General features: G+C 70.9%; 5 protein-coding genes. 1 reads left to right on the top strand and 4 read right to left on the bottom strand.

Going from position 1 to position 4676, the window contains the following annotated elements:
- Nucleotides 1–21 precede the first annotated feature (21 nt).
- The 4 genes from HY68_RS03920 to HY68_RS03905 form a co-directional block, all read right to left on the bottom strand.
- Nucleotides 22–1476 (bottom strand): penicillin-binding transpeptidase domain-containing protein, encoded by a 1455-nt coding sequence (locus HY68_RS03920; protein ID WP_041984399.1) that lies wholly within the window; start codon nt 1474–1476, stop codon nt 22–24.
- Nucleotides 1476–2864: an FtsW/RodA/SpoVE family cell cycle protein gene (locus HY68_RS03915; RefSeq protein WP_041984397.1), complete on the bottom strand. Its 1389-nt coding sequence runs from the start codon at nt 2862–2864 to the stop codon at nt 1476–1478. Before HY68_RS03915 ends, HY68_RS03920 begins: the two co-directional genes overlap by 1 nt.
- 106 nt (nt 2865–2970) lie before the next feature.
- Nucleotides 2971–3408 carry an SH3 domain-containing protein gene (locus HY68_RS39995; protein WP_041984394.1) on the bottom strand — a complete coding sequence of 146 codons (438 nt, stop codon included), beginning with the start codon at nt 3406–3408 and terminating at the stop codon, nt 2971–2973.
- 110 nt (nt 3409–3518) lie between these two features.
- A complete protein-coding gene (locus HY68_RS03905) occupies nt 3519–3869 on the bottom strand; it encodes a zinc-ribbon domain-containing protein (RefSeq protein WP_041984392.1) in 351 nt (116 codons plus the stop codon).
- A 245-nt stretch (nt 3870–4114) separates the two neighbouring features.
- Here HY68_RS03905 and HY68_RS03900 point away from each other — a divergent pair.
- Nucleotides 4115–4676: nuclease-related domain-containing protein (locus HY68_RS03900; protein WP_241778463.1), on the top strand; the 562-nt coding region annotated here is incomplete at its 3' end.

The raw sequence follows: 4676 nt of genomic DNA, 5'->3' as shown, positions 1-4676 counted from the left end.
CGATCCCGCCGGCGGGTCCGGTCAGCGCAGCGCCTCCTCCATCACCGCCCGCGCGATCGGCGCCGCGTCCCCGCCGCCGCTGATGTCCGCCCGGTCGGCCTTCGCGTCCTCGACCACCACGGCGACCGCCACCGCGGGCTGCGCGGCGTCGTCCGCCTGCGCCCAGGCGATGAACCAGGCGTACGGCGTACCGGAGTTGCCGATGCCGTGCTGCGCCGTGCCGGTCTTGCCGCCGACCGTCGCGCCGTCGATCGCCGCGTTCGTCCCCGTACCGTTCGCCACGACGTCGACCATCATCTGCCGCAGCCGCTGGGCCGTGCCCGGGTTCATCGGCCGGTCGTAGGTGTGCCCACCGGTACGGGAGACGACGTCGCCGTCCGACGCCGTCGTACGGTCCACCAGATGCGGGGAGCGCAGTTCGCCGCCGTTGGCGACCGCGGCGGCGACCATCGCCATCTGCAGCGGGGTGGCGCGGGTGTCGAACTGCCCGATCGAGGACAGCGCCAGCTGGTCGTCGCTCATGTGCGTGTCGAAGTTGGAGGCGGCGACGCCCGAGGGGATCTCGATACCGGTGTCGTTGAAGCCGAACTTCTCGACGGTGTCCACCATCTTCGACAGGCCCACCTTCACCCCGAGCCCGGCCATCACCGAGTTGCAGGACCAGGTGATCGCGTAGTCCAGCGACGCGTCGTCGCAGCCCTCGGCCTCGTTCGGCAGCGTGGTGGTGGTGCCGGGCAGGACGTACGGCTCGCCGATGCCGGTGGGGGCCGAGGGGTCGCGCACCTTCCCGGACTCCAGCGCCGCGGCGGCCGTGACGATCTTGAAGGCCGAGCCGGGCGGATAGGTCTGCCGGATCGCGCGGTTGAGCATCGGCTGGGTGATCTCGCCGTTGAGCCGGGACCAGGCGGTCGTGACGGCCGTGCCGGTGCCGGAGAGCTGCGTGGGGTCGTACGAGGGGCTGCTGACCAGCGCGAGGATCTTGCCGGTCGCCGGCTCGATCGCGGCGACGGCGCCCCTGCGGCCCGCGAGCCCGCTGAAGGCGACCCGCTGCATCGAGGGCCGTACGGTGGTGACGACCCGGCCGCCGGGCTGCCGGCCGTGGGTGGTCTCGTTCCACAGCGGCAGCGGGGCCAGCATCGGGTCGGTGCCGGACAGCACGCCGTCCTCGGCGTTCTCGATCAGTGTCGTGCCGTACGTCTGCGAGGCGTAGCCGGTGACCGGGGCGTACAACGGGCCCTGTGTGTAGGTGCGTTCGAAGCGCAACTGCTGGCCGGTGTCCCTGGATCCGGTGACGGAGACGCCGCCGACCAGGATCTCGCCGCGCGGCTGCGCGTAACGGGCCACGATGTCACGGCGGTTGGCGGGGTTCTTGTCGTACGCGTCGGCCTCGAACACCTGCACCCGGGCCGCGTTGACCAGCAGGGCGACGAGCAGCAGCAGACAGAAGGCGGCGGCGTGCCGGATATGACGGAGCATCACTCACCCGTCCCCGGCGGTACGGCGTGCTCGACGACCCCGGGTTCCACGGGGGCCGGCGCCGGTCTGCGCGCCGAGTCGCTGAGCCGGATGAGCAGCGCCACGATGATCCAGTTGGTGACGACGGACGAACCGCCCTGGGCCAGGAACGGCAGCGCCATGCCGGTGAGCGGGATCAGCCCCATCACCCCGCCCGCGATCACGAACACCTGGAGGGCGAGGATCGAGGAGAGCCCCACGGCCAGCAGCCGGCCGAAGGAGTCGCGCAGTACGAGCCCGGCCCGGAAGCCGCGTGCGACGAGCAGCGCGTACAGCAGGAAGATCGCGGTGAGTCCGGCGAGGCCCAGCTCCTCGCCGGCCGTCGCGAGGATGAAGTCCGACTTGGCGGCGAAGCCGATCAGGATCGAGTCGCCGGCGCCGAGCCCCGTGCCGAACATCCCGCCGGCGGCGAAGGCGAACAGCGACTGGGCGAGCTGTCCTGGTCCTTGACCGGCGTCGATGGAGGCGAACGGATGCAGCCAGTCCTCCACCCGGCCGTGCACATGGGGTTCGAACGAGCCGACGGCGTACGCGCCCACGACGGCCAGCAGCAGCCCGACCGCGATCCAGCCGAGCCGCCCCGTCGCCACGTACAGCAGGATCACGAACAGACCGAAGAAGAGCAGCGAGGTGCCCAGGTCGCGCTCCAGCACCAGGACGATGACGCTGAGCAGCCAGATCGCCACGATCGGGCCGAGCACCCGCCCGGTCGGCAGCTGGAGGCGCCAGGCGGTCCGTCCCGTGTAGGCGAGCGCGCCGCTGTTGGCGGCCAGATAGGCGGCGAAGAAGATCGCGAGCAGCACCTTGGCGAACTCGCCCGGCTGGAAGGAGAATCCGCCGACCCTGATCCAGATCTTCGCCCCGTTCACCGCGGGGAAGAGGATCGGCACGATCATCAGGATGAGCGCCGCCGCCACGCACACGTACGCGTAGCGCTGGAGCAGCCGGTGGTCGCGTACGAAGAGCACGACACCGACGAACAGCGCGACACCGATCGTCGACCAGACCAGCTGGGTCGGGGCAGCCTGGTCGTGCGGGGTCTCCAGGTCGAGCCGGTAGATCAGCACCAGACCGAGACCGTTCAGCAGCACGGCGATGGGCAGCAGCAGCGGGTCGGCGTACGGGGCGCGCACCCGGACGGCGAGATGCGCGAGCAGCGCGAGCAGGCCGAGGCCCGCGCCGTAGCCGGCGGCGTCCGGCGGTACGGCGTCGTTCTTCGCGAGACCGACGGCGGCGTAGCCGAAGACGGAGATGAGGACGGCGCAGACGAGGAGCGAGAACTCGACACCCCGGCGCTTGGGGATGCGTAGCTCGGGCGGGGGAGTGTCCACCGTCGTCGGTGCGGTCATGGCAGGCAACGTAGCAATTCGACATGCCTTATGTCCGGCTATGTAAGGACATAAGGCATGTCGAACTTACTCAGCATCAGACGGTGTCAGTGGCGTCGGTGGTGTGTCAGCACCAGCGCGGCACGGCGCCGATGTTGGCGATGTAGGCCGCCGAACCCCACGCCCAGGTGCCGTCGGTGAGCAGGTACCAGCTGGTGTTCCCGTTCACGTTCCCCCCGCGCGTGCGGCAGAAGATGTGCACGAGGGCGCCGTACGGCTCGCTGCGTACGACACGGCTGCTGCGGGTCGGCTTGTCACGCAGCAGCAGCCCGGTCCTGGCCGTGACCTTGCCGAGGTAGCTGCGCGAGCTGTGCTCCGTCGCCGGGCTGTCCTCGCGGGCCACCGGCCTGTTCGACGTGGCCGAGGGGGTGTCCACGGCCGCCGGGCTGTCCGACGCCGTGGAGGGCGCGGGCGGCGCGGCGAGCGCTGCGGGGGCGGTGGTGAGCGTCGCTGCGGCAATGGCGGCGATTGCGGCGGCGCTGAGGCCGAGGGAACGCAGGGGCATGCTGACTCCTGGTGACCTGGGTGCGAGGAGCCGGCCGTTCCGGCATACGGCTCGCCCGATTCACCCTAGTTTGACCACGTAGAGTCCGCAAAACATCACTATGCGTTACGTCAGCTCTGGTAGGGGTTCTGCTGGTTCTGCTGCGGCTGGCCGCCCGTGCCCTGCGGTCCGTACCCCTGCTGGCCGTATCCCGGGGTGACCGGGGCGGCGCCGGGACCCGCCGCCGGGGCGACCTGCGCCAGCAGCTGCTCGGCCTGCTCCTTCTCGATCCGCTGTTCGGCGCCGCAGAACGTGCACTGCGTCGCGTACTTCGTGGAGACGGGGAACAACGGCACGAAGAACAGCGTGAACTTCGTGACCCGCTTCCTGAGGGTGTGCGCCGAGGGGTTGCCGCAGCGACCGCACACCAGCGTCAATATGGCCAGTTGGTAGAGGTAGCCCCTGGTACCGAAGATGATCATGTGCGGGATTCCTTCCGGGAAATGTCGGCGAGCGCCTGCGACGGTGCCTGGTCAGAGTGTGCCGTACGCCACCGACAGCAGGGACGGCCCGGGTACGTCGGATGCCCCGTCGTTGCCGTCCCGCCGTCCCCCCGACGGCGTTTCGTTACGGAATCCGTCATCCGCGTACGGTTGGCGGATGGTTGCCACGAATTGGTTCTTGCCCCACGGCCCGTGGGCTGTTCCCATGGGCAAGGGGTGATGGCATGACCCGACTTCGCGTCACACCGGCGCACCACCACGGTCAGGACCGGCTCTATGTGAGCCTGCCCGACGGCACCGGTGTCGCCTGGTACGACAAGAGCGCGGGCCGCGTCAGCCTCGTCTACGCGGCGCGCCGCGAAGCCGTACTGGCCGCGCTCGCGCCGTACCTCACCGGTGAGGTGACGGTAGGGCCGCCGCCCGTGCCCACCCCCGCCGACCTCGACCGGCTCTCGCTCCACCCCGACGACGACCTGGCGCCCAACCGGCCGGGGGAGTCCCTGCAGGTCCAGCTCGACGCGATGCCGTCGCCCGGCGCCTCGCTGCGGCTGCGGCTGCGGCAGGACGCGCGGCGCGGCGCGCTGCTGTCCCAGCAGTTCGTCGGCGAGCAGCTGGACCGGCTGGAGAGCGCGGGCTGGCGGGTGCTGCACTCCGTGCCGCTGCCCGGCGCCGCCTCCGTCGACCATCTCGCGATAGGACCCGGCGGGGTGCTGGCGATACGGACCCTGCCCGCGCGCAAGCAGCGGGTGCGGATCGACGACCCGATGGTCAGGACGGGCCGCGCCG

Source organism: Streptomyces sp. AcH 505 (genome assembly GCF_000818175.1).
GTDB lineage: Bacteria > Actinomycetota > Actinomycetes > Streptomycetales > Streptomycetaceae > Streptomyces.
This window is presented reverse-complemented; position numbering and strand designations above follow the sequence as displayed.

Coding starts and splice junctions, on each gene's coding strand:
- HY68_RS03920 (WP_041984399.1), bottom strand. CDS start 1,476: ATGCTCCGTCATATCCGGCACGCCGCCGCCTTCTGTCTGCTGCTGCTC.
- HY68_RS03915 (WP_041984397.1), bottom strand. CDS start 2,864: ATGACCGCACCGACGACGGTGGACACTCCCCCGCCCGAGCTACGCATC.
- HY68_RS39995 (WP_041984394.1), bottom strand. CDS start 3,408: ATGCCCCTGCGTTCCCTCGGCCTCAGCGCCGCCGCAATCGCCGCCATT.
- HY68_RS03905 (WP_041984392.1), bottom strand. CDS start 3,869: ATGATCATCTTCGGTACCAGGGGCTACCTCTACCAACTGGCCATATTG.